At 65.5% G+C, this 22,767-nt stretch carries 28 protein-coding genes, 1 tRNA gene and 1 other RNA gene; 22 read left to right on the top strand and 8 right to left on the bottom strand.

Annotated features, from left to right (window positions below; translation table 11 throughout):
- Positions 1 to 38: 38 nt before the first annotated feature.
- From SMA01S_RS11615 to SMA01S_RS11590, 6 genes are all read left to right on the top strand, one after another.
- Positions 39 to 728: an N-acetylmuramoyl-L-alanine amidase gene (locus tag SMA01S_RS11615; protein WP_066821902.1), complete on the top strand. Its 690-nt coding sequence runs from the start codon at positions 39 to 41 to the stop codon at positions 726 to 728.
- Entirely contained in the window at positions 721 to 1,350 is a 630-nt protein-coding gene (locus SMA01S_RS11610) for a class I SAM-dependent methyltransferase (protein ID WP_066821899.1), read from the top strand. The genes SMA01S_RS11615 and SMA01S_RS11610 overlap by 8 nt, the downstream gene beginning before the upstream one ends.
- 10 nt (positions 1,351 to 1,360) lie before the next feature.
- Positions 1,361 to 1,728: RNase P RNA component class A (gene rnpB, locus SMA01S_RS11605), an RNA gene on the top strand.
- A 51-nt stretch (positions 1,729 to 1,779) separates the two neighbouring features.
- Positions 1,780 to 3,747 (top strand): energy transducer TonB, encoded by a 1,968-nt coding sequence (locus tag SMA01S_RS11600; RefSeq protein WP_066821896.1) that lies wholly within the window; start codon positions 1,780 to 1,782, stop codon positions 3,745 to 3,747.
- A 41-nt stretch (positions 3,748 to 3,788) separates the two neighbouring features.
- Positions 3,789 to 4,328: a J domain-containing protein gene (locus tag SMA01S_RS11595; RefSeq protein WP_066821893.1), complete on the top strand. Its 540-nt coding sequence runs from the start codon at positions 3,789 to 3,791 to the stop codon at positions 4,326 to 4,328.
- The gene (locus tag SMA01S_RS11590; RefSeq protein WP_245649247.1) at positions 4,310 to 4,690 is read left to right on the top strand and encodes a (2Fe-2S) ferredoxin domain-containing protein; all 381 of its coding nucleotides are present in this window, start codon (positions 4,310 to 4,312) and stop codon (positions 4,688 to 4,690) included. The genes SMA01S_RS11595 and SMA01S_RS11590 overlap by 19 nt, the downstream gene beginning before the upstream one ends.
- On the opposite strand, the gene SMA01S_RS11585 is transcribed toward SMA01S_RS11590, so the two are convergent.
- A complete protein-coding gene (locus SMA01S_RS11585) occupies positions 4,654 to 5,808 on the bottom strand; it encodes a glycosyltransferase family 4 protein (RefSeq protein WP_066821890.1) in 1,155 nt (384 codons plus the stop codon). The two genes, SMA01S_RS11590 and SMA01S_RS11585, sit on opposite strands and share 37 nt — an antisense overlap.
- A 70-nt stretch (positions 5,809 to 5,878) precedes the next feature.
- Here SMA01S_RS11585 and SMA01S_RS11580 point away from each other — a divergent pair, with 70 nt between their 5' ends.
- The 6 genes from SMA01S_RS11580 to SMA01S_RS11555 all read left to right on the top strand — a co-directional run bounded on the left by SMA01S_RS11580 (position 5,879) and on the right by SMA01S_RS11555 (position 11,360).
- On the top strand, positions 5,879 to 6,589 hold the full coding sequence (locus tag SMA01S_RS11580; RefSeq protein WP_066821887.1) for a glutathione S-transferase N-terminal domain-containing protein: 711 nt from the start codon (positions 5,879 to 5,881) through the stop codon (positions 6,587 to 6,589).
- 77 nt (positions 6,590 to 6,666) lie between these two features.
- The gene (radA, locus tag SMA01S_RS11575) at positions 6,667 to 8,037 is read left to right on the top strand and encodes a DNA repair protein RadA (RefSeq protein WP_066821884.1); all 1,371 of its coding nucleotides are present in this window, start codon (positions 6,667 to 6,669) and stop codon (positions 8,035 to 8,037) included.
- 14 nt (positions 8,038 to 8,051) lie between these two features.
- On the top strand, positions 8,052 to 8,684 hold the full coding sequence (locus SMA01S_RS11570) for a CvpA family protein (protein ID WP_066821881.1): 633 nt from the start codon (positions 8,052 to 8,054) through the stop codon (positions 8,682 to 8,684).
- Between the two features lie 65 nt (positions 8,685 to 8,749).
- A complete protein-coding gene (locus SMA01S_RS11565; RefSeq protein ID WP_066821879.1) occupies positions 8,750 to 9,190 on the top strand; it encodes an iron-sulfur cluster assembly scaffold protein in 441 nt (146 codons plus the stop codon).
- A 14-nt stretch (positions 9,191 to 9,204) separates the two neighbouring features.
- A complete protein-coding gene (locus SMA01S_RS11560; protein ID WP_439654308.1) occupies positions 9,205 to 11,025 on the top strand; it encodes a cation:proton antiporter domain-containing protein in 1,821 nt (606 codons plus the stop codon).
- Positions 11,022 to 11,360: a DUF423 domain-containing protein gene (locus SMA01S_RS11555; RefSeq protein WP_066821877.1), complete on the top strand. Its 339-nt coding sequence runs from the start codon at positions 11,022 to 11,024 to the stop codon at positions 11,358 to 11,360. The genes SMA01S_RS11560 and SMA01S_RS11555 overlap by 4 nt, the downstream gene beginning before the upstream one ends.
- An 18-nt stretch (positions 11,361 to 11,378) precedes the next feature.
- Here SMA01S_RS11555 and SMA01S_RS11550 read toward each other — a convergent pair whose 3' ends face one another.
- The 4 genes from SMA01S_RS11550 to SMA01S_RS11535 form a co-directional block, all read right to left on the bottom strand.
- Positions 11,379 to 12,146: an energy transducer TonB gene (locus SMA01S_RS11550; RefSeq protein WP_066821875.1), complete on the bottom strand. Its 768-nt coding sequence runs from the start codon at positions 12,144 to 12,146 to the stop codon at positions 11,379 to 11,381.
- Between the two features lie 42 nt (positions 12,147 to 12,188).
- Entirely contained in the window at positions 12,189 to 12,554 is a 366-nt protein-coding gene (locus tag SMA01S_RS11545; protein ID WP_218016881.1) for a hypothetical protein, read from the bottom strand.
- Positions 12,555 to 12,616: 62 nt separating this feature from the next.
- Positions 12,617 to 13,714 carry a 3-dehydroquinate synthase gene (gene aroB / locus SMA01S_RS11540; RefSeq protein WP_066821870.1) on the bottom strand — a complete coding sequence of 366 codons (1,098 nt, stop codon included), beginning with the start codon at positions 13,712 to 13,714 and terminating at the stop codon, positions 12,617 to 12,619.
- Positions 13,711 to 14,250, bottom strand: a complete 540-nt coding sequence (locus tag SMA01S_RS11535; protein WP_066821867.1) for a shikimate kinase — start codon at positions 14,248 to 14,250, stop codon at positions 13,711 to 13,713. The genes aroB and SMA01S_RS11535 overlap by 4 nt, the downstream gene beginning before the upstream one ends.
- A gap of 100 nt (positions 14,251 to 14,350) precedes the next feature.
- Between SMA01S_RS11535 and SMA01S_RS24840 the strand changes: the two genes are divergently transcribed.
- From SMA01S_RS24840 to SMA01S_RS11520, 4 genes are all read left to right on the top strand, one after another.
- Positions 14,351 to 14,488 carry a hypothetical protein gene (locus SMA01S_RS24840; RefSeq protein WP_169804227.1) on the top strand — a complete coding sequence of 46 codons (138 nt, stop codon included), beginning with the start codon at positions 14,351 to 14,353 and terminating at the stop codon, positions 14,486 to 14,488.
- Positions 14,469 to 16,295, top strand: coding sequence for a hypothetical protein (locus tag SMA01S_RS11530; protein ID WP_066821864.1), 1,827 nt, complete (start codon positions 14,469 to 14,471; stop codon positions 16,293 to 16,295). Before SMA01S_RS24840 ends, SMA01S_RS11530 begins: the two co-directional genes overlap by 20 nt.
- Before the next feature lie 179 nt (positions 16,296 to 16,474).
- A complete protein-coding gene (locus SMA01S_RS11525) occupies positions 16,475 to 17,386 on the top strand; it encodes a tyrosine-type recombinase/integrase (RefSeq protein ID WP_066821857.1) in 912 nt (303 codons plus the stop codon).
- An 11-nt stretch (positions 17,387 to 17,397) separates the two neighbouring features.
- Complete coding sequence (locus tag SMA01S_RS11520; RefSeq protein ID WP_066821854.1) at positions 17,398 to 18,345, top strand: acetyl-CoA carboxylase carboxyltransferase subunit alpha; 948 nt, start codon at positions 17,398 to 17,400, stop codon at positions 18,343 to 18,345.
- A gap of 222 nt (positions 18,346 to 18,567) precedes the next feature.
- Here SMA01S_RS11520 and SMA01S_RS11515 read toward each other — a convergent pair whose 3' ends face one another.
- Positions 18,568 to 18,732: a Flp family type IVb pilin gene (locus tag SMA01S_RS11515; RefSeq protein WP_066821851.1), complete on the bottom strand. Its 165-nt coding sequence runs from the start codon at positions 18,730 to 18,732 to the stop codon at positions 18,568 to 18,570.
- Positions 18,733 to 18,868: 136 nt separating this feature from the next.
- Complete coding sequence (locus tag SMA01S_RS11510) at positions 18,869 to 19,042, bottom strand: Flp family type IVb pilin (RefSeq protein WP_066821848.1); 174 nt, start codon at positions 19,040 to 19,042, stop codon at positions 18,869 to 18,871.
- 93 nt (positions 19,043 to 19,135) lie between these two features.
- Here SMA01S_RS11510 and SMA01S_RS11505 point away from each other — a divergent pair, with 93 nt between their 5' ends.
- Positions 19,136 to 19,540 carry a (deoxy)nucleoside triphosphate pyrophosphohydrolase gene (locus SMA01S_RS11505; protein ID WP_066821845.1) on the top strand — a complete coding sequence of 135 codons (405 nt, stop codon included), beginning with the start codon at positions 19,136 to 19,138 and terminating at the stop codon, positions 19,538 to 19,540.
- Here SMA01S_RS11505 and SMA01S_RS11500 read toward each other — a convergent pair.
- Positions 19,511 to 20,347: a class I SAM-dependent methyltransferase gene (locus SMA01S_RS11500; RefSeq protein ID WP_066822011.1), complete on the bottom strand. Its 837-nt coding sequence runs from the start codon at positions 20,345 to 20,347 to the stop codon at positions 19,511 to 19,513. The genes SMA01S_RS11505 and SMA01S_RS11500 overlap by 30 nt on opposite strands.
- A gap of 43 nt (positions 20,348 to 20,390) precedes the next feature.
- On the opposite strand from SMA01S_RS11500, the gene SMA01S_RS11495 reads away from it, so the two are divergent.
- The 5 genes from SMA01S_RS11495 (at position 20,391) to SMA01S_RS11475 (ending at position 22,765) form a co-directional block, all read left to right on the top strand.
- Positions 20,391 to 21,107 (top strand): ComF family protein, encoded by a 717-nt coding sequence (locus SMA01S_RS11495; protein WP_066822013.1) that lies wholly within the window; start codon positions 20,391 to 20,393, stop codon positions 21,105 to 21,107.
- A 34-nt stretch (positions 21,108 to 21,141) separates the two neighbouring features.
- A complete protein-coding gene (grxC, locus tag SMA01S_RS11490; RefSeq protein ID WP_066821842.1) occupies positions 21,142 to 21,399 on the top strand; it encodes a glutaredoxin 3 in 258 nt (85 codons plus the stop codon).
- A complete protein-coding gene (locus SMA01S_RS11485; RefSeq protein ID WP_066821839.1) occupies positions 21,396 to 22,229 on the top strand; it encodes a carbon-nitrogen hydrolase family protein in 834 nt (277 codons plus the stop codon). Before grxC ends, SMA01S_RS11485 begins: the two co-directional genes overlap by 4 nt.
- Positions 22,226 to 22,654, top strand: coding sequence for a DUF1178 family protein (locus tag SMA01S_RS11480; protein WP_066821836.1), 429 nt, complete (start codon positions 22,226 to 22,228; stop codon positions 22,652 to 22,654). The genes SMA01S_RS11485 and SMA01S_RS11480 overlap by 4 nt, the downstream gene beginning before the upstream one ends.
- A 34-nt stretch (positions 22,655 to 22,688) precedes the next feature.
- Positions 22,689 to 22,765 (top strand) — tRNA-Arg (locus tag SMA01S_RS11475).
- The last annotated feature ends 2 nt before the right edge of the window (positions 22,766 to 22,767 follow it).

Below are 22,767 nucleotides of genomic sequence, written 5' to 3'. Positions count from 1 at the left end.
GGTTTACTTTCGGGCGCATTCGCCGCAATCCAGCGGGCGTGAGCATCGTCGAAACCCCGTCGCCCAATTTCAACGAGCGGCAGCTGCCGGTTTCCATGATCGTGCTGCATTATACCGGCATGCAAAGCGCGGAGGCCGCGCTGGCGCGCTTGACCGATCCGGCGACCGAGGTGTCGGCGCATTATCTGATCGACGAAGAAGGGACGATCCACCGCCTGGTCGCCGAGGACAAGCGCGCCTGGCACGCCGGCCAGTCGCACTGGCGCGGGATCACCGACGTCAATTCGGCCTCGATCGGAATCGAGTTGGTCAATCCCGGCCATGAATTCGGCTATCGCGAGTTCGCGCCCGCGCAGATCGAAGCGCTGATCCCGCTGCTCGCCGAGATCAAGGATCGTTACGAGATCACCCGCGGCAACATTGTCGGCCATTCGGACATCGCGCCGACCAGGAAACAGGATCCCGGCGAGCTCTTTCCCTGGGCTCAGTTGGCGCGCCTGCGCCTCGCGCTGCCACGCCCGACCAAGAACCTGATGGACCCGTTGTGGAGCGACGCCGGCTTCCTGCTCGCGCTCGAACGGTTCGGCTATGAAGTCACCGACAAGCTCGCTGCGGTGGTCGCGTTCCAGCGCCGCTTCCGTCCCGAATTGATCGATGGGGAGATCGACGGCGAGTGCCGGTGTCTGCTGCTGGCGCTGCTGCTGCCCAAGCCGCAAGGCGATGAGTAAGCGATCGATCGAGCGCGTGCTCGACGAGTACGCCGCCGCCACGACGGGTTCGTTCGTCGAGCGCTCAGAAGCGGTGTCGAGCGAAAAGTTGCTCGAACCCTTCCTCGATATGTTTCCACCGCCGCCCGCGCGCATCGTCGATATCGCCGCCGGCACCGGCCGGGACGCGGCCTGGCTCAGCCAGCGCGGATATGAGGTGACCGCGGTCGAACCCGTTGCGGCGCTGCGCGAGGTCGGGATGACCCTACACGCGACCGACAGGATCGACTGGTGCGATGGCACGCTGCCCGATCTTGCCATTTCGCCGGCACCGGCGCGCAGATTCGACGTCGTCCTGCTGTCCGCTGTGTGGCAGCACCTCGACGATCCCGACCGTGCGCGATCGATGCCCAATATCGCCGATCTGGCGGTGGTCGGTGGCCTGATCCTGATCTCGCTGCGACAAGGGCCGAGTGCGCCGAGCCAAACCCTGCACGAGGCATCGGTGCCCGCGACCATCGATCTGGCGAGTGCGAACGGCTTGCAGATGGAACGCGAGGTGCGAATCGAATCGATGCAGGCGGCTGATCGTGCGGCGGGCATTTATTGGACGTGGCTGGCCTTTCGGCGATTGGCGCGCTAGGCCGCGACTGCCAGAGGGTCGGGCGGCCGCGTGGATGCTTGCATCCCCGAGGAAAGTCCGGGCTCCGCGGAACGACGGTGGCGGGTAACGCCCGCCGGGGGTAACCCCAGGGAAAGTGCCACAGAGAGCAGACCGCCAACCCGGTTCGCCGGGAGGTAAGGGTGAAAGGGTGCGGCAAGAGCGCACCGCGCGGCTGGTGACAGCGGCGGCATGGCAAACCCCACCGGGAGCAAGACCGAATAGGGGCGGCATATGGGTGTGTTCCCACCCGTCGCCCGGGTTGGTTGCTGGAGGCGGCGCGCAAGCGTCGTCCTAGAGGAATGGTCGCCCATCCGCGCAAGCGGTGGACAGAACCCGGCTTACAGACCCTCTGGCGCTCTTTTCCTGATGTCGAATGTCGGCTAACCTGCGCCAAAAGCAGGGGGAAATATGCGGGGACTGCTTCTCGGCGCGGCTGTGCTTGCGATGGTTCCGATGCTCGCGCTGGCGGATACCACCCCGCCGCCGCCCACCATTCAACAAGCATTCGACGCCGCCACGGTGCTGCAGGATAGCGGCAAGTATTTCGAAGCGTTGGCCGCCTGGGAAAAGCTGGAACCGCGCGTCGCGAACAAGCCGCGCAGCCTGGCCATCGTCCGGCTGCGCAAGGGGCTTGCGCTCTATCGGCTCGATCGCCGTGACGAAGCGGTGATAGCAACGCGCGCTGCACTCGAGGTTTTGCCGGCAACCGAGCCGGCGCTGCGCGACGATCGTATTCAGGGCTATAATGTCCTCGCCAAGGTGGCCGAAGCGTCGCTGGACTATGCGACCGCAGCCGACAATTACCGCCGCGCCGAAGCACTGGCGATTACGCCGATCGAGCATCTCGGTGCGCTGCGCGGGATAGTCGAAACGGAGACGTTTTTCGACTCTGACGCGGCTGTCGCCGATCTCGCTCGCGTCCAGCCTTGGCTCGCCGACAAGTCGGTCGACAATGTGTCGCGGGCGGCGCTCAAGCGTGTCGAAAGCCAGTTGCTCCTCAATCGCGGCGATTTCGCGGGCGCGCGGACTGCTGCCGGAGAGGCGGTCAAACTGCTTGGCGGACTGACCAGCAGAACCGACTTGAACGATGTCGCCGCGCGATCGAATTACGCGATCGCGGCGATGATGCTGGGCGACCGTGACGATGCCCGCAAATATATGGCCTATACCGGTGCGGGGCGCGTTCAAGCCGGGTCGTTCGACCCCGCTGTACAGATGACGCCCCCCGATTGCGGCGGCGACTCGGATCTGCGGCCCGACGACACCGCGGTGGTCGAATTCTCGATCGCCGACGATGGCGCGGTCAGCTATGCAGCGCCCGTTTATTCGTCACGCGGGGGAAAGGTCGCGCTGCCCTTTGCCCGGGCGGTGCGCAACTGGTCTTGGACGCCGGAGCAGGTCAAAGCGCTTCCTGCCTTCTTCCGCTATCGCGCACGCGTTGAACTGCGCTGTTCGACCGAATTCCCCAAGCCGTCGCTGCTCGATTATCTCGACAAGAGGCTGTCGAAATGGCTCGATGAACGCGGGATCGATACGCCGTTGAAGCGTGACGGTGCCGATGCCGCCTTGCTGGCCGAGGAACGCAAGGAATTGGCCGATCTCGAAAAGGCCAAAGGTGCCGACGCTCTCGCTTTGGTGCCGGTCCTACACGTGCTGTCGCGCAACTCGGTGCTGCAAATCGAGGAGGCCGCAGGGTTGGCGCAGCGCGAGGCCGCGATTCTGACGGCCAACAAGGCGCCGGCGATCGCGCGGCTGGCGGCCGATTTGAAAGGTTGGCAGAGTAAGAACTCCGACAGTTGGGGTGGCCGGCGCTATTTCCGCAGTCTTGAAGCGGCCGCCACGAGCGGACCCTATGCCAACGATCCCGAAGCTCGCGCGGTGCTACGCCTGATGATGTCCGACGTGTCGCGCGGATTCGACAAGGAGCGTAGCTTGGCGCTGCTCGATCAAGTCGCAGCCGATGCGGCGTTGCCCGCGGAGAATGGCTTCAAGGTCGGCGCGCTGATCCGCAAGGCGTCGATCTATACCCAGCGCGGCGATCTCGCTGCCGCCAAGGCTGCTTATACCCAGACCGGCACCACGGCGGAGCAATGCTCGCTGATAGATTCGGCGCCGCGCTTACTCGGTGTCGGCGGGACTTTCCCCGACGAAGCCAAGCTGTGGGGGTTCGAGGGCTGGGTGTCGGTGCAGTTCGACGTCGGTGCCGATGGCCGAACAGTTAACCAGCGGGCAGTCATCTCCTATCCGCCATTCATTTTCACCAAGGCGGGTGACGACACGCTCAAGACCGCGCGCTATGAAAAGGCCTTCCGCCCAGATGGCGAGATCGGATGTGGCGGGATCACCCAACGCGTGAGGTTCACGATGCGCAACTGAGCGCGCTTGCACTCGGGCGCTCAGTCCTTATGTCCCGCGGGATGGCGCGTCCGACCCGATCCGACAACTGGGGCTTTCCCCGCTGGGGCAGTTACGGCTCGACGCGCGAGGCAACGCGCGTGCGGATGTGCGATCGTCATGGCTGCGATCAGCCCGGCAATTGCCCCGCGCCCAAATCACCCAACAGCCCGGAGCGCTGGTATTTCTGCCAGGACCACGCCGCCGAGTATAATCGCGGCTGGAACTATTTTGAGGGGCTGAGCGCGGAAGAAGCGGCCGAACGCGAGGCGGCGGAGACGCGCACGGCGAACGGTTATGCCGAGGCGCGGCATTATGGTTGGGGCGGATCGGGCGACGGCAGCCGGTCGCGCGACGAAATGCGCGCGCTTGACGTGCTCGAACTCGATTCGGACGCCGATTTCGACGCGGTCCGAACCGCGTGGCGCAAGCTGGCCAAGGAATGGCATCCCGACGTGCGCCAGGGAGACGAGGAAGCCGCGAAGCGCTTTCAGGCGATCCAGGCTGCCTATGACGTCTTGCGCGCCGCCGAGGAAAACCGGGCGTGGCGTCCGACGAGTTAATCACCCAGGAACTGGGCGCGTTGGGTCGCGGACTCGAGAGCCGCTGGGCGGGTGCGATCCTGGTCTGCTCCAAATGCTCGAAGAAGCTCGACGGCGGGTTCGGGCGCAAGGGCAGGACCAGCCTAGGCAAGGCGCTGCGCAAGCGCTTCGGGCTCAAGAAGGGACGCAAATCGCCGGTCGGCCTGATCGAGGTCAAATGCCTGGGCGTCTGTCCAAAAGGCGCGGTGACGTTGATCGATACCAGGCGTCCCGGCACGTGGCGCCTGGTGCCCGCTGGCGCCGATATCGAGGCGATCGGGCGGGATCTCGGACTCGATCCCGGGGTTCAGGCGCCGTCGCGCCGCGCCATCACGTCGAGATAGGTCTGTAGCACCACTTCGTTGACCGGACCCCAGACATAGGCCTGGGCCTTGGCATGTCCCGATGCGCCGGCCGATGCGCGCAGCGAATCGTCCTCGATCAGCCGTTGGATCGCGTCGGCATAGGCATTGACGTCGCGTGGCGGGACCAGGAAGCCGTTGACTCCCTCCTCGACCAGGTCGACCGCGCCGGTTGCGCGCGCCGCGACCACCGCAACGCCCGCCGCCATCGCTTCCGAGGTGACGTTGCCGAACGTCTCGGTGACCGAGGGATTGAAGAACACGTCCATCCCGGCCACCGCGCGGCCGAGGTCGTCGCCGCTCTGGAAGCCGGCGAACACCGCGTCGGGCACGCGATCGGCGAACCAGTCGCGCGCGGGGCCGTCGCCGACGACCAGGACTTTGTGGCGAACACCGCGTCGGCTGAGCTCGTTGACCACGTCAGCGAAAATATCGAGCCCCTTTTCGAGCACCAGCCGGCCGAGAAAGCCGACTGCCACTTCATCGTCGGCGATGCCCAGCGCGCGACGCCAGGCGAGATCGCGGCGGCCGGGGTTGAAACGGTCATGGTTGACCCCGCGCGACCAGATGCTGACCGGCGTACTCACGCCCCATGATCGGATCAGGTCGGCGACAGAGTTCGACGGCGCCACCACTTCGTCGAAGCGGTTGTAGAAGCGCGTCATCATCTTGATCAGCAGCGGCTCCAAAAAGCCGATATGATAATATCGCGGATAGGTATCGAACCGCGTGTGGAACGAGGCGACCGAGGCGATGTTGTGCCGGCGCGCCCAGGTAACCGCGCGATGGCCGAGGATTTCAGGCGCGGAAACGTGGACGAGGTTGGGGGCGAATGCCTCCAGGTCGGCGCGCACCTTTTTCGGCAAGCCGCGCGCCAACTTATATTCCGCGCGGCCGGCCGGCATCGGGATTGCAGGCACGCTGACCAAGTCGCCGGTCGGCGCAAAGGCGGGCTCGTCGACGGTCGGCGAATAGACGCGCACCCGCACCCCGCGATCGAGCAAATGCCCGACTAGCAGATTGAGCGCCTGATTGGCGCCGTCCCGCGTGTAATTGTAGTTACCGCTGAACAGCGCGACACGAAGATCGCCTGGTTGCATCCCATGCCCATAGCGGTGCGCGGGCGGCTTGCCTATCTACTCGCCAATCGTCAGCCCGAGGAGGTGCCGCGTGCCCAATCTTTCGTCCTTCCCGATCACCCGGAAATGGCCCGCGGCCGACCCGAATGTTATCCAATATTATGGCCTGCCGACGCCAAACGGGGTCAAGGTGACGATCATGCTCGAGGAAATCGGGCTGCCTTATGAGGCGCATTTGGTCGATTTCGCGACCGACGATCAGAAGTCGCCCGAGTTCGAAAGCCTCAATCCCAACGGCAAGATTCCGGCGATCATCGATCCCGATGGTCCCGGCGGCGAGCCGATGGGGTTGTTCGAAACCGGCGCGATCCTGCTCTATCTCGCCGACAAGACCGGCAAGTTCATCCCCCCTGATCCCGCCGCGCGATGGGAGACGACCGCCTGGCTGATGTGGCAGATGGGCGGCGTCGGACCGATGTTCGGCCAACTCGGCTTTTTCAACAAATTCGCCGGCAAGGACTATGAGGATAAGCGCCCGCGCGACCGGTACGTCGCGGAAAGCAAGCGGCTGCTCGGCGTGCTCGATGGGCGACTGGAGGGTCGCGCCTGGATCATGGGCGACGACTATACGATCGCCGACATCGCGACCTTGGGGTGGGTGCGGAACCTGATCGGTTTCTACGAAGCGCGCGATCTCGTCGAATTCGACACCTTCAAGAATGTCGCGGCGTGGCTCGATCGCGGGCTGGCCCGACCGGCAGTGCAGAAGGGTCTGACGATCCCGGCGCGGCCAGCAAGCTAATCGCCAGGCAACGAACCTTTTAAGGGCAGGGGAATATCGATGTTCCCTAATCGTTCCGTTTCGGATAAGCATCCCGCATGGCCAAACCCCAGAAGCGTTACGTCTGTCAGGCTTGCGGATCGGTCGCGACCCGCTGGCAGGGGCAATGTGTCGATTGCAGCGAGTGGAATACGTTGGTCGAGGAGGTCGGCGGCAATGTCACGCCGTTCCAGGCCAAGCACAACCTGCAATCGGGCGGGCGCGCAATCGCGCTGATCGGGCTCGATGCCGAGGTCAAGCTACCCGATCGCCTGGTGACGGGGATCGCCGAACTTGATCGTGCGCTGGGCGGCGGGTTCGTCGAAGGATCGGCGACCCTGATCGGTGGCGATCCGGGGATCGGCAAGTCGACGCTGTTGCTGCAGGCGGCGGCGTGTCTGGCGCGGCGTGAAGAGCGCGTCGTCTATGTGTCGGGAGAGGAAGCGGCCGATCAGGTGCGGCTGCGCGCACGACGGCTCGGGCTGGGCGACGCCCCGGTCGAACTGGGCGCCGCGACCTCGACTCGCGATATCCTGACGACCCTCGGGCAGGGGCTGCGGCCGGCCTTGCTGGTGATCGATTCGATTCAGACGATGCATTCGGACTTGATCGAGGGCGCGCCGGGCACGGTCAGTCAGGTGCGCGCGTCGGCGCAGGAACTGATCCGCTTCGCCAAGGAACGCGGCAGCGCGGTAGTGCTGGTCGGACATGTCACCAAGGACGGCAGCATCGCCGGTCCGCGCGTGCTCGAACATATGGTCGATACCGTGCTGAGCTTCGAGGGCGAGCGCAGCCACCAATATCGCATCCTTCGCGCGATCAAGAACCGCTTCGGCGGGACGGACGAGATCGGCGTGTTCTCGATGGAGACGTCCGGCCTGAACGAAGTCGCCAACCCGTCGGCCTTGTTCCTGACGCATCGCGAGGAGGGAATGACCGGCGCGACGGTCTTCCCGGCACTGGAGGGCACGCGGCCGGTTCTGGTCGAGATTCAGGCGCTGGTCGTCCGGCTCGCCTCGGGCGCGACGCCGCGGCGCGCGGTCGTTGGATGGGATTCGGGCCGTTTGGCGATGATCCTGGCGGTGCTCGAGGCGCGCTGCGGACTCAGCTTCTCGACCTGCGAAGTCTATCTCAACATTGCCGGCGGCTATCGCGTACAGGATCCGGCGGCGGATCTCGCGGTCGCGGCGGCGTTGATCTCCGCCTTGAGCGAGCGGCCGGTGCCGGCCGATGCGGTCGCGTTCGGTGAGATCGCGCTATCGGGAGAAGTGCGACCGGTCGCGCACGCGCCGCTCAGGATGAAGGAGGCCGCCAAGCTGGGGTTCGACCGCGCGCTGGGTCCCGCGTCGACCAAAAGCGAGAGCGGAATCAAGATCAGTGGTTTCCGCACGCTCGGTCAACTCGTTGACCATATGCTGGGTCGGGGCTAGCTGTCGGGCCGGGTATGGGGCTGACTGGATTAGATATCGCCGTCCTTCTGGGCGTCGGCGCGGCCGCGGCGCTCGGCTGGTGGCGCGGTTTCGTGACCGAGGTGCTGTCGCTGCTTGCCTGGGTGCTTGTGGTGTTCGCGCTGAAGGCGCTGCACACACCCCTGACGACGGCGCTGACCGCGATCGTCGGGACGAGTTCGGGCGCGGCGATTCTCGCCTTCGCGCTGATCGCGGGCATCGCCTATTTCGGCGGGCGGATGCTGGCGCGGGCGATGGGCAGGCGGACCAAGCAATCGATCCTGGGCCCGCTCGACCGCGCGATGGGATTCGGGTTCGGCGCGCTCAAGGGCCTGATCCTCGCCAGCCTCGCCTTTCTGTTGCTGGTCTTGGTCTATGATACGATTGACGGCGGGCCCAAGCAGCGCCCGAGCTGGCTGACGAAGTCCCGCACCTATCCGTTGCTCAATGCGACCAGTGCGTTCGTCGCCGATTTCGTCGCCAAGCGCCGCAAGGGGCAGCCGATGTTCGGCAGCGACAATGCCAGCGACGCCACCGGAAACGCCGACGATGCCGGAAACGCGAACGATGCTCCGGTTCCTGTTAAGACCGGCAAGGCCGGACCGCATCGTTCACGTCCTCCGCGTTAAAACCAGCGCGCCAACCGCCCCGAAGGGGTCGCGCTTTTCGTTACGCTAGCCTACATGCTGGTGCGATGAACGCGCCGCTCTACAACACCCAAATTTTGCGGCTCGCAGCGTCGATCCCGCATCACCAGCGCCTCGTCGAACCGATGGGATCGAGCGAAAAACGCTCGCCGATTTGCGGCAGCCGGGTGACCGTCGACGTCAATCTGGCCGATGGCCGCGTCAGCGAGGTTGGGATGCTGGTGCGTGCCTGCGCGCTGGGCCAGGCATCGTCCTCGCTGCTAGCCGCCAATATCCTTGGAAAGACACCGGCTGATCTCGCAACGGCACGCGACGAACTCACGGCGTGGCTGGCGGGAGAGGGGCCGGCCCCGGGTTGGCCAGACCTCGACATCTTCACCCCGGCGCTGACGGTCACCGCGCGCCACCCGTCGATTCGCCTGGCGTTTGAAGCCGCGGCGGAAGCGGCGACCATCGCTGCGGCGTCGACGACCGGACACGACGCCTGATGCACGGCGCATCGATGCTCCGCGATGGCGTCGTCATGCTCGGCGTCGGGATGGTATTCGTCCTGTTGTTTCGCCGTCTTGGTCTTGGCGCGACCCTGGGCTTCCTCGTCGCCGGTGCGCTGATCGGGCCACAGGCGCTCAATCTGATCGGTGACGCGCAAGGAAAGATCAGCGTCGCCGAACTTGGCATCACGCTGCTGCTGTTCATCGTCGGGCTCGAACTCAATTTATCGCGCCTGTGGAAGATGAAGCAGGATATCTTCGCGATCGGTCTGATCCAGGTGCTGACCTGCGGGCTCGCGGTCACGTTGATCGTCCACGGCGTCGCCGGATTTTCGTGGCAGGCCGCCTTGGTCCTCGGCCTGCCATTGGCTCTGTCCTCGACGGCACAGGTGCTGCCGATGCTGCAATCGGCCGGGCGGCTGCGCACGCCGTTCGGCGAACGCGCCTTCGCCGTCCTGCTGTTCCAGGACTTGTCGATCGTGCCGCTGATCACGCTGGTGACGATCCTGTCGCGCAATCCGGCGGATCAGCAGGGGCCGCCGGGCTATCTGCTGTTCATTTATACCGTGCTGGCGATTACCGGGCTGGTTCTCGCGGGCCGGTATCTGTTGCGGCCGTTATTCCGCGTGATCGGCAATCTCGGCGAGCGCGAGATGTTCGTCTTCGCCGCCTTGTTCACGGTCACCGCATCGGCAGCGGTGATGGAATATCTGCATTTGTCGACCGCTTTGGGCGCGTTTGTCGCCGGCGTGATGCTGGCCGATTCGCCGTATCGCCATGAGCTCGAAGCCGATGTCGAGCCGTTCCGATCGATCCTGCTCGGGCTGTTCTTCCTGGCGGTCGGCATGTTGCTCGATCTCCACGTGATTGCCGATCGCCCGTTCTTCGTCATCGGCATGGCGCTCGCGCTGATCGCGACCAAGGCGGCGATCATCTTTGCGATAGGCATGGCGTTCCGCATGAACTGGCGGGGTGCGCTGGCGCTCGGCCTGTTGCTCAGCCAGGGCGGCGAATTCGGCTTCGTCCTATTCGCGCAGGCGCAACGCGCGTTCCTGATCGAGCCTGCGGCCGTCAGCGTGTTCAGCGCGGTGGTCACCTTGTCGATGGCGACGACGCCGTTCCTGATGATGGTGACCGCGCGATTCCGCGAGGCGCCCCAAGTGACCGGCGACCGCGAGGGCCCGCGCGCCGACGGCGCCAATGCGCTGGTGGTTGGCTATGGCCGGTTCGGCCAGACCGTGTCGCAGATGCTGATCGCCGCCGGCGTGCCGGTGACGCTGATCGACACCGATATCGAGATGATCGACGTCGCCGCCGATTTCGGCGCCAAGGTCTATTATGGCGACGGTACCCGGCTCGATCTGTTGCGCCAGGCGGGCGCGAGCGAGGCCGAACTTATCCTGTTCTGCATCGACGGGGACCAGCTCGACGCCGATTTGATCGAGGGGGTGCATGAAGCTTTCCCCAAGGCGGCGATCTTCGCGCGCACCTATGACCGGCGCGCGCTGATCAAGCTCAAGGGCTCGCCGGTCGCCGGGGTGGTACGCGAGGTGATGGAGTCGGCGATCAAGATGGGGCGGATGGCGATGGCGGCGATCGATATCGATCCCGCCGAGGCCGAGCGCGCCGAGGACATGTACCGCGCCCGCGACAAGGAGCGGTTGAAGCTCCAATACGAAACCGGCGACGTTCGCGCCGCGCGCGACCGCATCATCACCAGTGACGAGCGCGAGGAGATTTTCGCCGCGACCCGCCGTGAGCTTGCGGTCGATGCCGACGCCGCGTCCGAACCGGTGGGTGCCGAGGAATTGGGACGAGGTCAGGAACCATGAACTGGATCGCGATTTTGGCCGCCTTGTCGGGTGCGTTGGCAGTCGGTGCAGGCGCTTTCGGTGCGCATGGCGCGACCGGGCAGGCGGCGGAGTGGCTCAAGACCGGCGGGCAATATCAGCTCGTTCACGCAGTTGCCGCGTTGGTCGCGTTGAAGATGGCGGCCAAGGGGCCGGCGGCGCTGTTCGTGATCGGCGGACTGATCTTTGCCGGCACCCTCTATTTGATGGCGCTCGGCGCGCCGCGTTGGTTCGGCGCGATCACGCCATTGGGTGGGCTTGCGTTGATCGCGGGTTGGCTGTGGCTGGCGTGGAGCGTGGTCCGCAACGGCACGTGATGCCAAATATCGCGCAGGTTATCGCCAAGCGGGTAGCACCCAATGGACTCCTAGAACCGAAAAACGGTCTCCCCCGTCCTTGCGGACATAACGGGCGTGTGTCCTGGCGCGCTCACAGGTCCCGTCGTCGAGATCCGGGGCACCCGTGGTGGCCACGATGCGGCACCCCTTTACCCTACCGTCGGGGTCGACCGTCAGGACGATTACCGCATTCCCCTGAACGTGCCGCCGGGCCGCTGCGGGAGGATAGTCATTATCGGTAAACCACTCGCCAGGATTGCCTACCGGCGCGGCCCTGGCCGCCAAATCGACTCCCCAGCTTCGCATGAGGTCATCATTGCACTTCTCGGCCGCGTCGATCACCGGCTGAAGCTTCCCCGTCTCCAGCGTGACGGATTCCTTCCCGGCATCGATTGCCAAGCTCGTCGCTTGGCCGATCTGAGCCATCAAATCGGGATCCAGCGACATTTCATAGCTTCTCGCCCCATCTGGTTGGGGCTGGCGGCTGATATAGTCCAGCGTCTTTGTCGTGCCCGTAGGTCGCAGTGAGATCTTCGCCTTTCCGTTTTGGACGCCACCTCCCTCGGTGTCGGGCGCGACGACGATCAGCGTCGCGCCCTTGATATCTAGCGACACGAATGGCTGGAGTGTCAGATAGGTGATGGGTTCGGTGCCGAATGGACGGGATGCCACGCACTTGTCGGCGCGGTAGTCGACGGTCCATTTTCCTGAGGGGGCCAATACAGCATCGGTGCCGGCAAATGCGAGCAAACTGGCCAGAAGCATGCACTCTCCCCCCTATGACATTACGGCGATGATACCCGGTAATCAGCGATGTGTATCGCGCTTCGGTGATGGAGCGGGCGGGGCATAAACCGGGCGAAGTCGCCCCTGGCGGTCGCGGTAGAGGTAGCGATCCTCGTCTTCCTCGATCGCATGCGGAGAGACGCGCTCGGGCGCGGTGTCGAAATGGCTGGCGATCGCTTCGGCCTCGCGATCGGAGCGTCGCCCTCGACGCACCCAGATAATGCCGATCCAGGCCAGCACCGGCCCGGTGACAATGATCGGCGCGATCTGGATTGCCGTCGCCAGCACGTTCCAACCGTCGCAATCGCTGACGCAGCGTCCGGTCAGCCAGTCGAACAGCGCCTGGAGCTCGATCGGTCCCGCCACGCGGATGGTCATCAAGACCATCGCTGGCAGATAAACGACGCACCCCAGCGTCAGCAACGCAACGCGAACGAGGTGCTTTCTGGTCACCGCTCGGCGTCGAGAAACGCCTCGACATCGGCGAGGTCGACCGAATGGTCGAGATAGGTCCGGCCGATCCCGCGCGCGAGCAGGAAGGGCAGGGTGCCCGCGTCCATCTTCTTGTCGTGGCGCATATGGTCTACCAAGGTCGCGCCGCTTGCTGAGATGCCTGCCGCCTTGATCCCGTCGGGCAGGCCGACCGCGCGCAGATGCGCGGCGACGCGCTCGGCGTCCTGGCCCGGACACAGCCCACGCCGCGCCGAATAGGCGAAGGCCAACGCCATGCCGGCGGCAACGCCTTCGCCATGGAGCAGGCGATCGGAAAAGCCCGTCTCGGCTTCCAGCGCATGGCCGAACGTATGGCCGAGATTGAGCAAGGCGCGCTTGCCCGTCGTTTCGCGTTCGTCCTCGGCAACGATGCGTGCCTTGGCGCCGACCGAATGCGCGATGGCATATTCGCGTGCCTCGGGATCACCGGCGAGCAGCTTGCCGCCATTGGTCTCGCACCACTCGAAGAAGGCGAAATCGTCGATCAGCCCGTATTTGACGACTTCGGCATAGCCGGCGCGGGTTTCCCTGGCGGGCAAGGTGTCGAGCACGTCGGGATCGATCAGCACCAGCCCGGGCTGGTGGAACGCGCCGATCAGATTCTTGCCGGCGCGCGTGTTGATCGCCGTCTTGCCGCCGACCGAACTGTCGACCTGGGCGAGCAAGGTGGTCGGTATCTGGACGAAGCCGCAGCCGCGCTTGACGATCGAACTGGCGAATCCGACCAGATCGCCGACTACGCCGCCGCCCAGCGCGATGACATGATCGCCGCGCTCGACGCCGTGTGCGAGCAACTGGTCGGTTACCGCCTCAAGCTGTGCCCAGCTCTTGGTGCCTTCGCCGGGCGGCAGCACGATCGCCTCGCTCGCAACGCCCGCGGCGGCGAGCGCGGCCTGCAGCGTGGCGAGATGCGGCGCGACATTGGCGTCGCCGACGATCGCCATCGACCGCCCACGCGACAATGGCTTCAAATGCTCGGCCGCGCGGCCGAGCAGCCCGCGCTCGATCACGATGTCATAACTGCGCGAACCGAGCGAAACGGGGACGATGGTCACAGATCGAGGGCTTTCAGGATGGCGTTGACGGCCGATTCGTGCGGCGCCTGGTCGCTGGCGATCCGAATCGGAGCCTGGGCATAGATCGGATTCCGGACGGCGGCGAGTTCGTCGAGCACCTCGCGCGGATTGCGGTTGCGCAGCAAGGGGCGGGTATCGCGGCGGCCGACGCGTTCGGCCAGGATCCGGGTCGGCGCGTCGAGCCAGATCGCGATCGACTGATCCAGGATCAGCGCGCGGGTCTCGTCGTTGATGAACGCGCCGCCCCCGGTGGCGATTACCTTGGGTTTGCCGTCGACCAGGCGGGCGATGACGCGGCGTTCGCCGTCGCGGAAATACGCTTCACCGAATTTTTCGAAGATCTCGCTGACGGTCATGCCGGCGGCTTCCTCGATCTCGGTATCGGCGTCGGCGAAGGGCAAATGCAGCCGCGCCGCGAGGCGACGGCCGACGGTCGACTTGCCGACGCCCATCAACCCGACGAGCACGATCGGCTTGCCGGTCCAGGAAAGAAAGGGAGGAGCGCTTTGCAACATGGGTTTGGGGGCTATACAGCGCACCGCACGCTCGGGCACAAGCGCCGAGCCGGGCGGCGTGCCGGATTGAACGCCGAAAGTCTGTAGAGGTTATTGTCGCATGTCGCGAATGTTGGTGGTGCTGATCGTCGTGCTGGTGCTGTTGGTGGGGGGAATGTTCTTCCTGTCGGGGCGGGCGCACGAGACGCAGCAGACCCGGGTGGAAAAGGCGGTCTCGCTTGCGAATCTCCAGGGCTAGCGTCGGCGCGTCAGCGCTGGCGATAGCGCTGCTCGCCGCGGGTGGCGTCGCGCTCGCGCAGAAAAAGCCCGAATCGATCCTGCCGCCAGGGTTCGACCAACCGGTCGCGCCTGTTTCGGCGCCGCGCCCATCGCCGCGCGCCTCGACTCCTGCGCCGACACCGGCTCCGGCCCCTGCGCCCGCGCCGGTGACGTCTCCTGCCGTCGGCGTGGCGCCGACGGCCAATACGGCCGCTCCGGCGTTGCCACTACCCGCGCCCGCCGCCATCGATCCGCTGACCGGGCTGCCGATCGCGGCGCCGACACCGGCCGCGACACCCGGCCAGGTGCATTACACCTTACCCGAATCGTCGCGCCGCGATCTGGCGATGATCGGCATCCTGCCGACCGCCGAGCGGATGATGAATCCCGGCGCGTTCGGCAATGCCGATGGCCGCTATATCGAGCGGCTGATGCGCGACACGCGCGCGCCGATCGCGTCGCGCTGGGTGTCGATAGCACTGCGCCGCCTGTTGCTGCAGCCGATCTCGACGCCGCGAAACGTCAACGGTGCCGATTTCGCCGCCGAGCGCGCCTGGCTGTTGCTGCGCATGGGCGAATCGGTCGGCGCGCGCGCGATGGTGCAGTCGGTCGACCCGCAGGATTACACGCCCAAACTCTATCAGGTCGCGATGCAGGCCGCGTTGGCGACCGGCGATGTCGGTGCGATGTGTCCGCTGGCCAACGATGCGGTCAAGGTATCGAGCGAACCAAGCTGGGTGCTGGCGCGCGCGATGTGCGCGTCCCTGTCCTCGACGCCGAGCCTGGCGACGCCATTGATGAACCAGGCCAAGCGCGTCGCCGCGGGGGTCGATCTGGCACTGGCGCAGAAGATCGCCGGACGCGGGTCGAGCAAGGGCGACGTGGTGATCGAATGGGACGGCGTCAGCAATATCAATACATGGCGCTACGGGCTGGCGATGGCGGCGGGCGAAAAGATTCCCGATCCGTTGTTCGAAGGTACCGGCCCGCAGATGCGCTATTGGCAAGTGCTGGCGCCGCAGGAGACGCCGGTCGAGCGCTCGCAATTCGCCGATCAGGCGGCCGCCCAGGGCGTTCTCTCCAACCTGGCCTTGGTCGATCTCTACGGCCTGATCGATGCGGGCGACGATCAGGGCAATCCGGCGAACGGCGTCGCGAGCGATTTGCGCACCGCCTATACAGGCGGATCGCGCGACGCGCGGCTCGGCGCGCTGCGTGGGCTTTGGGGCCAGAATAATAACGGCCTGGCCGGCTATGGCCGGCTGGTCCTGACGGCGCGCGCGGCAAAACGCATTCCGGTTGCAGCCAAGACCGATGGCAGCGACCAGCTGGTCGCCTCGATGCTCAGCGCCGGGCTCGATCGATCCGCGGCGCGATGGCGCAATGCGGTGGCGCGGGGCAGCCTGGGTTGGGCGCTGATCCTGGTATCCGATCCCGACAGCAATGCGCGTTATGGCTCGGGAGATGTCGGCGCCTTTTCGGGTGACGCCGCCAAACAGCGGATGTTCGCGGCCGCGCTTGCCGGCCTGGCCAGGCTCGATCCGGCGGTGGCGCAAAGCTATGGCGCCGATGTGCAAAGCGACAATGTCTGGACCCGCGCGATCGATCGCGCCGCGGCGCAAGGCCGTCCGGGCGAAGTGCTGGTGCTGAGCGCGGTCGGTTTACAGACGCAGGATTGGCGCGGCGTATCTCCCGCGGCGTTGTTCCACATCGTCAATGCGTTGCGGATCGTGGGCCTCGGTAGCACCGCGCGGATGGTTGCGGCCGAGGCCGTGACCCGGGCCTAGGGTGCAGACCCATTACTAATGAGGATCGAGACAGCCATGTCCGGGATGCTGTGGGAGGAGGGGCGCGAAGAACGGGGGTTTCCCCCCGTTCGAGTGCTCCGACGCGCCACAGCGCCCGGACATGGCTGCCGCGAAGCGGTGGGACGTCTCGACCTCATTAGTAACGGGTCTGCACCCTAATGGCCGCGACCGGCCTTGACGACCGCGCGCTGATCGAGCGCTTTCTCGAAATGCTGGTGGCGGAGGTCGGCGCCGCCAAGAACACGGTCGCCGCCTACGCCAGCGACTTGCGGCTGGCCTCCGAGGTGCTGGCCGGGCGGTTGGCGTCCGCGGAGGTGAAGGACGTCGAACGGCTGGGGAACAGCTGGCGCGATCTTTCGCACGCGACGGTCGCGCGCAAGGCTGCGGCGTTGCGCCGGTTCTTCGCGTTCCTGGCCGATGAAGGACATCGCGCCGACGATCCGGGTGCCGCCTTGCCGCGGCCCGGCGCGCGGCGACCGCTGCCCAAGGTGCTCAGTCATCAGGATATCGATCGCCTGTTCGCCGCGATCGCCGAGCGGCAAGCACGGATTCCGCCGGACCCCAACGACCTGCGCCTCTCCGCGTTGATCGAATTGCTCTATGGATCGGGGCTGCGCGCAACCGAACTCGTCTCGCTGCCGCGCAATGCCATTCAGCCCGACCGGCCCTATATCATCCTGAAGGGCAAAGGCGGTCGTGAGCGGCTGGCGCCGGTTTCCGATCGGGCGCGCGCTGCGGTGGCTGCGTGGCGTGCACACGTCGCCAGCGACCGGCCGTGGCTGTTTCCCTCCGGCAAGACGCATTTGTCGCGCATCCGACTCTATCAGTTGATCAAGGCGCTTGCCGCCGATGCCGGCATTCCGCCCGACCGCGTCAGCCCGCACGTGCTGCGCCACGCCTTCGCCACCCATCTCCTCGAAGGCGGTGCGGATCTGCGCGCGCTCCAGGCGATGCTGGGGCATGCCGACATCGCGACGACCGAAATCTACACGCATGTCGACAGCAAACGGCTGATCGAGTTGGTCAACACCCGTCACCCGCTCGTTGACGTTGCCCCGAGGCGGGCCTAACCCGCCCGGCCATGGCTACCTTTCTTGATTTCGAGAAGCCGATCGCTGAGCTGCAGGGTCGGATCGATGAACTTCGCGACACCGCTTCGGACGGCGCGATCGACATCGATTCCGAGGTCAAGCGGCTGCAGACCAAGTCGGATGCCTTGCTCAAGGCGACCTATGCCAAGCTGACCCCGTGGCAGAAGACCCAGGTCGCTCGCCATCCGGATCGTCCGCATTTCGGGGATTATATCGCCGGCCTGTTCGAGGATTTCATGCCGCTGGCCGGTGACCGCGCGTTCGCCGACGATCAGGCGATCCTCGGCGGTTTCGCAACCTTCCGCGAGCAGAAAGTAATGGTGATCGGCCACGAAAAGGGCGACGATACCGCCAGCCGGCTCAAGCACAATTTCGGCATGGGCAAGCCCGAAGGCTATCGCAAGGCGATCCGCTTGATGGAACTCGCCGACCGGTTCGGCCTCCCGGTGCTGACCCTGGTCGACACGTCGGGCGCCTTTCCCGGCGTTCAAGCCGAGGAGCGCGGCCAGGCCGAAGCGATTGCGCGCTCGACCGAGGCGTGCCTGAAGCTCGGCGTACCGATGATCGCAGCAGTGGTCGGCGAGGGCGGATCGGGCGGCGCGATCGCGCTGGCGGCGGGCAATCGCGTGCTGATGTTCGAACATGCGGTCTATTCGGTGATCTCGCCCGAAGGCTGTGCATCGATCCTGTGGCGCACTGCCGACAAGGCACCCGACGCAGCCGAGGCGATGAAGGTCACCGCGCAAGATCTGAAAGCATTGGGCGTGATCGACACGATCGTGTCCGAGCCGCTGGGCGGTGCGCATCGCGATCCTGACAAGGCGATCGCGGCGCTGGGCGATGCTATGGAGGACGCACTAAGCGGGTTGCACAATCTCGGTCCGGACGATCTGCGCCGCGACCGCCGCGACAAATTCCTTGCGATGGGCCGGCTCTGAGAGTGACTACGCCTCTCGCGCCTGCGGGAGAGGGAGGGGCCCACCGCGAAGCGCTGGGAGGGTGAGGGTCTTCTCACTTCTTTTTTGGATTTGAGCGACCTGGAAGAAGAAAGAAGACCCTCACCCGATCTCTCCCGCAAGCGGGAGAGGAGTTCGCAACAAAGAAAGGGCGGCGGAACCGAAGTTCCGCCGCCCCTCTTTTTCAGCTCCTAGCGTTGGAGCTTAACCCTTCATGCCAGACGACACGTTGTTGAACGTGGTCTTCAGCTGGTTGCCCAGGCCCTGCATCGCGGCAATCGCGGCGACGGCGATGAGCGCGGCGATCAGGCCGTACTCGATGGCGGTGGCACCCTTCTTGTTGGTGAAAATCTTGCGAACGGTCTTCATATCCGGTCTCCAGTGGTTCGAACTACTTCAGTCACCCGGCTGAACCAGGATATGCCCCCGTCCAGCAGTCCGAATCAGTAGGCCAGGTCGGTTGAGAAAAGCTTAAAGCCGAAACGAAATATTCCGGATCTCCGACTCAATGTGCGTTCTGAACCTTGTCGGACACGTTATTCCACATGCCGGTTGTCGTGCTGGCCACCCCCTGCAAGGCGGCGATCATCGCCAGGACGACCAGCGACAGTATCAGGCCATACTCGATGGCGGTCGCGCCTCTTCGATTCCTGGCCAATCGGCATAAGATATGGATCATCGCTTTTTGCCGCGTACGGCTCCCCAATCTAAACGTGGATGGTAGGCACGTTTCGTTAACGAATGACCAACAGCGCGAAGGGATGGCGCCGAAATGGACTTGTTGCCCGTGGTCGCCGTCGCGCTGACCGATGCCCAGGGTCGCGTGCTGATCGCCCAGCGCCCGTTCGACAAGGAGCATGGTGGGCTGTGGGAATTTCCCGGCGGCAAGATCGAGCCGGAAGAGTCCCCCGAGGCGGCGCTGGTGCGCGAGTTGCGGGAGGAGCTGGGCGTGACGATCGCCCCCGAGTGGCTCGAACCGCTGACGTTCAGCAGCGCTGGCCGGGGAGCACGGCATCTGGTCTTGCTGCTCTACCGATGCACTGCCTGGCAGGGTGAGCCGCGCGCTCTCGATGCCGCGGCGATCCGCTGGGTCCTGCCTGCCGCGCTGGCGGATTATGACATGCCGCCCGCTGATCGTCCGTTCGTGTCAGTCCTTGCGGCCGAGCGTGGCGGCTAGCGACACGGTAGCGCTGCCGCGTCGCGCCGGCTTGGGCTGGTCGGGCGAAGGAGCCCAGCCAGTCAGGAAGATCAGGTCGAACCGCTCCGCCGTGCGGCCGTCCGGGTCGGCACGATCGGCGAACGCCGCCGCGGCGGCGGCCAGTGTGGTCCGAGCGAGCGGTACGCGGCCCCGAAGCACGTTCGTCGCCGCCATGCCGCGCAGGTCGCCGATCAGCCGGAACAGGTCGGGATAGCGGACGCTGAGCGTCTCGCTGTCGGCGACCGGCAAGGCGAAGCCGGCGCGCACCAACAAGTCTCCGGCCGATCGGACGTCGATCATCGGGTGAAAGCGGGCGGCGGGGCGATCGGCCTCGGCCTGAAGAAAGCAGGCGCGCATCGTCGGCAGGGAGGTACCGCCAATGAAAGCGCCCAGGAACAAGCCATCGGGTTTGAGCGCGTGGCGGATCTGCGCCAGCGCGCCGGGCACGTCGTTGACGCTGTCGAGAACGCCCGCCGAGACGACCAGGTCGAAGCTCTCCGGATCGACCGGCAACAGGTCTTCGTCCGCCTGAATGCCGCTCGCTTGCGCGGCGAACAGGCGCCCGGCGTCGATCCGCGTTACCGCGCTGTTCGGTGGCGGTACGAATGCTCCGTCGAAGCAGCCGAGATCGAGCACGTCGGCAAAGCTGCGCTTCACCCCATCCAACCGCTCGGCGATGCCGTCGAGCATCGCCGCGCGCAGGAAATCGTGATTGGCATAGACCGGCGCGGCGCGATCCCGGCGGTAGCGCCGTGCATTGCGGTCGAAGATTTCGGGGGAGTCCATCGAGCGGCTTGTGCCGCCGCGGCGCGCGCGCGACAAGAGCGTGATGGGGGTGAAAGAGGTCTTCGCCGACACGCTGTCGCTGGCACTGCCGCCGCGCTGTCCGGGCTGCGGCGCGGTGGTAAGGGGCGACCACAATTTTTGCGCGGCGTGCTGGGATTCGCTCGATTTCCTGGGTGCGCCCTGGTGCGCGACATGTTGCGCACCGTTCGAGACCGATCGCGGGCCCGATGCGCAATGCGGTGCTTGCCTTGCCAATCCGCCGGCGCATGCCGGCGCGCGTGCTGCGGTTGCTTATGGCCCGGTCGCGAAGACGGTCGCGCTGCGGCTCAAATATGGCGGCCGACTCGCCTTTGCGACGACGGCGGCGCGGTTGATGGCGCGGCATTTGCCGACGGACGCCCGTTTGCTGGTGCCGGTTCCGCTTTATCGCTGGCGGTTATGGGGCAGGGGATTCAATCAGGCCGCGCTGATCGCCGATTCATTGTCGGCGGCGAGCGGCATTGCCCACGATCCGTTGCTGTTGCACCGCACGAAGCGGACGCCAGCGCTGCGCGGAATGAATCCGCGCCAGCGGCGCGATGCGGTTCGCGCCGCGTTCACCGTCGGACGCCGGATAGAGGAGGGACATGTCGTATTGGTCGACGATGTCTATACCAGCGGTGCCACGGCCGACGCCTGCACGCGCGCGCTGCTCAAGGCGGGTGCGGACAAGGTCACCGTCCTGTGCTGGGCACGAGTCGTTGGCGACACGTCCGATTGACAAGCCGCGCGACGCTCTCCACCTCTCTCACACTATGGCCAAGGTAGAAATCTACACCAAGGCGTGGTGCCCTTATTGCGTGCGAGCGATGAAATTGCTCGAGTCAAAGGGCATCGAGCCGATCGAATATGATGTCACGATGGGCGGTCCCAAAAAGGCCGAGATGGTCGATCGCTCGGGCGGTCGCATGACGATGCCCCAGGTGTTCATTGACGGAAAGCATATCGGCGGGTCGGACGATCTCGCCGCGCTCGATGCGCGGGGAGGGCTCGATCCGCTGCTTGCGGTATGACTCCTGCTGGAAAAATCGCCGTCCTTCAGATGACGAGCGGGATCGATCCCGCCGCCAATCGGGCGACGATGGTCGATGCGGTCGCGGCCGCGGCGGCGGGTGGCGCGAAAATGCTGTTCACGCCGGAAGTGTCCGGGCTGGTCGACCGAAATCGTGAACGTGCGGCACCGAATTTGTTCAGCGAAGCGGACGATCCCGTATTGGCGGCGATGCGCGCCGCGGCTACCGATCACGGCCTTTGGATACATATCGGGTCGCTGCTCATCCGCCGCGATGATGGTAAGCTGGCCAATCGCGGTTTCGTGATCGACGCGGCGGGCGAGATTCGAGCCCGATACGACAAGCTTCATATGTTCGACGTCGATCTGCCGACGGGCGAAAGCTGGCGCGAATCCGCCTCCTATACGCCAGGCGAGGGTGCCGTGGTGGTGACGACGCCGGTCGGCCGGCTGGGCATGTCGATCTGCTACGATATGCGTTTTCCCGATCTCTATCGCGCGCTGACGAACGCGGGGGCAACGATTCTCGCGATGCCGGCGGCCTTCACACGGCCGACCGGCGCGGCGCACTGGCATGTGCTGCTGCGGGCGCGCGCGATCGAGGGCGCCTGTTTCGTCGTCGCCGCCGCGCAGACCGGCGTGCACGAGGATGGTCGCGCGACCTATGGCCATTCACTGGTGATCGATCCCTGGGGAGAGGTGTTGCTCGACATGGGGGAGGCGCCTGGACTGGGCTTTGCCGAGATCGATCCGGCCCTGCAGGAAGACGTGCGGGCGCGCGTCCCCGCGCTCAAGCACCGGCGTTCGATTCCCGAGGTGGTGCGGGCATGATCGTGTTCGACCTCAAATGTGGCGGCGGCCATGTGTTCGAAGCCTGGTTCGGCTCGTCGTCGGACTATGACGACCAGCGCGGGCGCGGGCTGGTCAGCTGTCCAATGTGCGGCAATAGCGCGATCGAAAAGGCCGTGATGGCGCCCAATGTCGCTGCCAAGGGCAATCGCCAGGCTGACGTCACGCCGGCCGCAGTGAAGGCCGCGATGGCGACGTTGGCCAAGGTGCAGCAGCAGGCGCTGGCCAATTCCGAATGGGTCGGCACCGCCTTCGCGTCGCGTGCCCGGGCGATGCATTCGGGTGAAGAAGATCATGCGCCGATTCACGGTCAGGCCTCGATCGAGGAGGCCAAGGCGCTGGTCGAGGAGGGCGTCCCGGTCGCGCCCTTGCCCTTTCCGGTCGTCCCGCCTGAAGCCTGCAATTGACCGGTTCACTTGCGCCCGGTACCAGACCCGGCGTGGTTCCGTAGCTCAGCCGGATAGAGCGCCACTTTCCTAAAGTGGGCGTCGGGGGTTCGAGTCCCTCCGGGACCACCATC

Source organism: Sphingomonas mali NBRC 15500 (genome assembly GCF_001598415.1).
In the GTDB taxonomy this organism is placed as follows: domain Bacteria; phylum Pseudomonadota; class Alphaproteobacteria; order Sphingomonadales; family Sphingomonadaceae; genus Sphingomonas; species Sphingomonas mali.
This window is presented reverse-complemented; position numbering and strand designations above follow the sequence as displayed.